Source organism: Nocardia sp. NPDC005978 (assembly GCF_040614455.1).
In the GTDB taxonomy this organism is placed as follows: Bacteria; Actinomycetota; Actinomycetes; order Mycobacteriales; family Mycobacteriaceae; genus Nocardia.
The window spans coordinates 1-5142 of sequence record NZ_JBEXUS010000212.1; the positions used below are offsets into that span (position 1 = coordinate 1).

Consider the following 5142-nt stretch of genomic DNA (forward strand, 5'->3'; position numbering starts at 1 on the left):
TGGCGTAGGTGTGCATCAGGCGCTCAGCTCCTCGAGCATGGCGCGTTCCTCGTCCTGGAGCGGACGCGAGCGCTGGTTGACCGTGTCGAAGCCCGGCGCGGGCGGCGGGGGCACGTGGCCGGGCGCGGGAGCGAAGGATGGGGACGGGGAAACCGGTTGGGCGGTCTGCTCCTTGTCGACGGTGATGCCGAAATCCGTTGCCAGACCGGCCAGGCCGCTGGACCAGCCCTGACCGACGGCGCGGAACTTCCAGCCGGGGCCGCGGCGGTACAACTCGCCGCAGAGCATGGCGGTCTCGGCGCCGGCGGCGATGTCGAAGCGGGCGATCTCGGCCCCGGCGGCGTCCAGCAGGCGCAGGTGCAGACCGGGCACCCGGCCGAACGAACCGCCATCGGCGGAGGCGCACACCGCGATTCGATCGACGACCGCCTCGACCGCGGCCAGATTCACGTCCAGGCCGTCGACGGTGTCGCGCTTACCGAGATGCCGCACGGCACCGCTGGCGTGTTGGGGTTGGTTGTAGAACACGAAATCCGCGTCCGAGCGCACCCGCCCGTCCGGGCCCAGAAGAAGCGCCGACACATCTACATCGGGCACCCCTGCCCCGCCCGACCATGCCAGGACCGCTCGCACCGCACCCGCGGTAACGGGCACATTCGCACCTTTGCTGAGGTTCGTCACCCGTGTCAGTCTGCCCGCTTCCCGCGAATCTCGGGACCATGCCCGCGAACAGCACATAGTCTGCTGCGCGAAATAGTCCGGCGAGCCGAAGGAAACCATGATCCCAGCCCGGCTGAACCCCACATCCGCAGGCCCGATCCGGCGCTGGTGCGCCGCGCTCCTCGTCACCCTCACCGCGGTCACCGCGGCGGTGGCGGCCACGGGAACAGCTGCCGCGGAACGGGTTCCGACGCCGGAACACGACTCCTTCTACGACGCCCCGCCGAATCTACGATCGCTGGCCAACGGCACGGTGCTGAAATCGCGGGCGGTGGATCCCTACGGCCTCGACGCGGGACCGCTGCTGCGCGTATGGCAGGTGCAATACAGATCCTCGGACGCCGACGGCGCGCCCAGCACCGGCGTCGTCTCGATCGCGGTGCCCCTCGTGCCCTGGACCGGCCCCGGGCCCCGCCCGCTGCTGAGCTACCAGATCGCCGAGGACAGCCTCGGAATCGACTGCACCACATCGTATTCCGTGCGGGCCGCGTTCGCCGCCGGGTTCAACAACACCAACGGCGAGGCGCTGGGCGCGCTCACCCTGCTGCACCGGGGCTGGGCCGTCGTGCTCCCGGACTACCAGGGCCCCGATCAGCGCTTCCTGGACGGACCACAGAGCGCGCACGGCGTGCTCGACGGTATCCGCGCGGCCCGCGCCTTCGCTCCGGCCGGACTGGCCGCCGCACCCGTCGGCCTGCTCGGCTATTCCGGCGGCGGCTACGCCACCAGCTTCGCGGCCGCGGCGCAACCGGAGTACGCGCCCGAGCTCGCACCGGCCGGGGTCGCCATGGGCGGGCTGCCCGCCGATCTGATCGGCGCGCTGGGAGGCACCAGCGGCACCTACAGCGCCGGACTCGGCCTGCTGGCCCTGTCTGCCCTGGATCGCATTGTGCCCGAAGCGAATATCCCGGCCCTGCTCAACGAACGCGGCCGGACCGCCCTGGCACAGAACACGCGCGCCTGCGGCCACGACTTCGGCGGCAAGTACGCCTTCAGCCACCTCGACGACTACGCCGCGAGCCCCGGCCTGGCCACCCACCCACGAATCACAGCCCTGGCGAACAGATTCCGCCTGGACGGCAACGTCCCCGGCGCACCGTCGTTCGTCTGGCACTCCACCGGCGACGACGCACTCCCGATCGCGGCGACCGACGCGGCGGTCGCCGCCTGGTGCGGCGCGGGTGCGACCGTCAGCTACCGCCGCACGAGCACCCCCACCCACCTGGTCTCGGCCCTGAGCGGCGTAGCCGATGCCCTGCACTTCCTCGACGACCGCTTCGCCGGCGTCCCGGCCCCCGCCGGCTGCTCGTAACCCGAACCGCCCCAACCACGGCGCCCATCCCGGGGGGGGACCACGCAGTCAGGGGCGGGGGTGGGTGCGGCGGTGCTGGATCGCCCACCAGATCTGGACGGCCGAGTGGGGGGTGCGCAGGTCAGTGCCGGTCAGTTCCTCGAAGCGGGACAGGCGGTAGCGGACCGTGTTCTGGTGCACGATCAGGGCGTCGGCGGTGGCCTCCACGCGCATGCCGAGGTCGAAGAAGCGCTCCACGGTGTCGATCACGGTGCGGGCCTGCTCGCCCGTGCCCAGGGGGTCCAGGTAGCGGCGGGCCAGTTCCTCGCTGAGGTCGGTGTCGGCCACCACCGCGGGCAGCACGCCGAGCGTGGTCAGGTCGGCCGCGCCGGTGCGGCCGTAGACCTGCGCGGTGGCCAGCATGCGGCTGGCCAGGCGGAACGATCGATCCAATTCGCCGAGGCGCACCGGCGGGCCGAAGCCGATGAGCCCGGCGGTCTCGACCGGGCAGGCGGCCGACAGGAAGCCGGTCACGTCGCCGTCGATGACGGTGGCGAGGCCGCGCAGCGCGCGAGCGGGTTCGCCGCGCAGCACCCGGCGCAGGGCGGCATCGGCGGCGTGATCGTCCGGGCGAGCGCGGAACGCCCGGTAGGAGCCCTCGACATCGAGGCCGTAGTTCTGCGCGCCGATGTGGATGTCGGCGGGCCCGAGCCCGCCCAGCAACAGCCCGCGCGCGTACTCCGCGCGCTGATCCTGATCGTGCTGGGCCAGTTCGATCTCGACGTCGCGATGCCCGCCGGTGTAGTGCGCGGCCGCCTCGTCCACGATCTCGAGCAGGTCGTGGGTCAGCTCGAGCATCGCGCGCGCCCCGACCCGCACGGTCTTGCCGGACTCGGTGAAATCGTCCAGCAGCTCACGCACCGCGATGCGCCAGCCGTTCTGCACCTCGGCCAGCGAAACACCTTGCCGGGCACGGGTTTCCCCGAACTCCCGGATGGCGCGCAGGTCATCGGCGCCGAGCGGGGAGCCATCGCGCAGCGCGGTCAGCAATCGTGACAGGATGCCGATGGTGGCGGTGACCGTGGACGCGGTGGGCAGGGCCGCGTAGGCGGGCATCTCGGCGCGGGCGCGGGCGACCACCCGGCCGGCGAGCAACTCGGAATGACCCAGGACGTGCGCGGCCAATCGGCGCTTGGCCGGCGATCTCGAGGCGTCCCTGGCTGCTGTCATGACACTGTCGAGGCTACGTCCGCCGTTTGGAAAAACCAACAAATCGGACAACTCATAGTCCGGCTGCTTCTCCATGGCCCAGGTCACACTCGCGCGGCGATACTCGTCACACCGACCACCGCCGTTCGACGAAGGATCGCCGATGTATTTGACCCAGGGCCTGCACCGAGGCGCCCAGCAGCATCCCGACGCCCCCATGACGATCTGCGGCGACCGCACCCGCAGCTTCGCCGAGGTCCGCGATCGGGTGGCACGGCTGGCGAGCGCGCTGCGCGGGCTCGGGGTCGAATCCGGCGATCGGGTGGCCATGCTCGCACTCAACTCGGATCGCTATCACGAATACCTGCTGGCGGTGCCGTGGGCGGACGCGGTGCTCAATCCGGTCAACACCCGCTGGAGCGCCGACGAAATCGCCTACTCGCTGCGGGATTCCGGCACCGAGGTGCTGGTCGTGGACGACGCCTTCGCGGCCCTGGTCCCCGCCATCGCCGAGCGCGCCCCCGACCTGCGCGCCATCATCCACGGCGGCGACCTGCCCACCCCCGACGGCCTGCTCGACTACGAGGCCCTGATCACGGCGGCCGAGCCGATCCCCGATGCCCGCCGCGGCAGCGAATCCCTGGCGGGCGTGTTCTACACCGGCGGAACCACCGGCTTCCCCAAGGGCGTCATGCTCAGCCACAACAACCTGGCGGCCTCCGCGCTGGGCGGGGTGGCCAGCGGCTTCCTGTTCGGCCCGCGCGGGCGATTCCTGCACGTGGCGCCCATGTTCCACCTCGCGGATCTGGCGGGCTGGTACGGCACGCTCGCGCTCGGCGGCACCCACATCATGATCCCGGTCTTCGATCCGGTCGCGGTGCTGTCCGCCATCGCCGGGCACCGGGCCACCGACACCGTGCTGGTGCCGCTGATGATCCAGGTGCTGGCCGATCACCCCGCCATCGGTGACCACGATCTGTCCAGCATCGAGCACGTGATGTACGGCGCCTCACCGATTTCCGCGGCCGTGCTCGAGCGCGCGATGAAGGCGTTCCCGCAGGCCGGGTTCACCCAGGCGTACGGAATGACCGAACTCGCACCCATCGCCACACTGCTCGGCCCGGCCGATCACGCCGCCGGCAGGCTGCGCTCGGCCGGACGCGCCGCCCCGCACAGCGAGATTCGCATCGTCGATGCCGACGGCGCGGAGGTCCCCGCGGGCACGGTCGGCGAGATCACGGTCGCGGGCGGGCACGTCATGCTCGGCTACTGGAACAAGCCCGAGGAGACCGCGAGCGCGGTACGCGAGGGGTGGATGCACACCGGCGACGGCGGATACATGGACGCCGAGGGCTACGTCTACATCGTGGACCGGCTCAAGGACATGATCGTCACCGGCGGCGAGAACGTGTACTCGGCCGAGGTGGAGAACGCGGTCGCCGGTCATCCCGCCGTGGCGGCCTGCGCGGTCATCGGCGTGCCGGACGAGGAATGGGGCGAGCGGGTGCACGCGGTGATCGTGTGCCAGCCCGGCGCGACCCTGACCGCCGAGGATCTCCGCGACCACGTCAAGTCCCTGATCGCGGGCTACAAGGCCCCCCGCACGATCGAAATCGTCGACGCCCTACCGGTTTCCGGCGCGGGCAAGATCCTCAAGCGCGACCTGCGCGCGAAGTACTGGGACGCCACGGGACGTCAGGTGCACTGACGCCGGGTTCCGCAGGACCGGGTTCCGCAGGGCCGGATGGGTTCCCGGCCCTCGGCGCCGAGGTGGCGAGGTTGGGACGCCATCTCGGTCCGCGGACGGGCCGAACGCAACGAAAGGCCGTGCGCGGCAACCCGATCGGGTTGCCGCGCCCCGCGGTTGGACAGATTTGGGTAATCCAGATAGGAAGAGCGGGGGGGAGGGGAAAAGTGTTTGT

General features: G+C 71.2%; 4 protein-coding genes. 2 read left to right on the forward strand and 2 right to left on the reverse strand.

Features of this window, described 5'->3' with window-relative positions; all coding sequences use genetic code 11:
* Positions 1-15: 15 nt before the first annotated feature.
* Positions 16-681: a TerD family protein gene (locus ABZ319_RS39985; RefSeq protein ID WP_354991809.1), complete on the reverse strand. Its 666-nt coding sequence runs from the start codon at positions 679-681 to the stop codon at positions 16-18.
* Between the two features lie 97 nt (positions 682-778).
* On the opposite strand from ABZ319_RS39985, the gene ABZ319_RS39990 reads away from it, so the two are divergent.
* Positions 779-2032, forward strand: coding sequence for a lipase family protein (locus ABZ319_RS39990; protein WP_354991810.1), 1254 nt, complete (start codon positions 779-781; stop codon positions 2030-2032).
* Between the two features lie 48 nt (positions 2033-2080).
* On the opposite strand, the gene ABZ319_RS39995 is transcribed toward ABZ319_RS39990, so the two are convergent.
* On the reverse strand, positions 2081-3241 hold the full coding sequence (locus ABZ319_RS39995) for a helix-turn-helix domain-containing protein (RefSeq protein ID WP_354991811.1): 1161 nt from the start codon (positions 3239-3241) through the stop codon (positions 2081-2083).
* Between the two features lie 142 nt (positions 3242-3383).
* On the opposite strand from ABZ319_RS39995, the gene ABZ319_RS40000 reads away from it, so the two are divergent.
* Positions 3384-4928: a long-chain fatty acid--CoA ligase gene (locus ABZ319_RS40000; protein WP_354991812.1), complete on the forward strand. Its 1545-nt coding sequence runs from the start codon at positions 3384-3386 to the stop codon at positions 4926-4928.
* Positions 4929-5142: the final 214 nt, after the last annotated feature.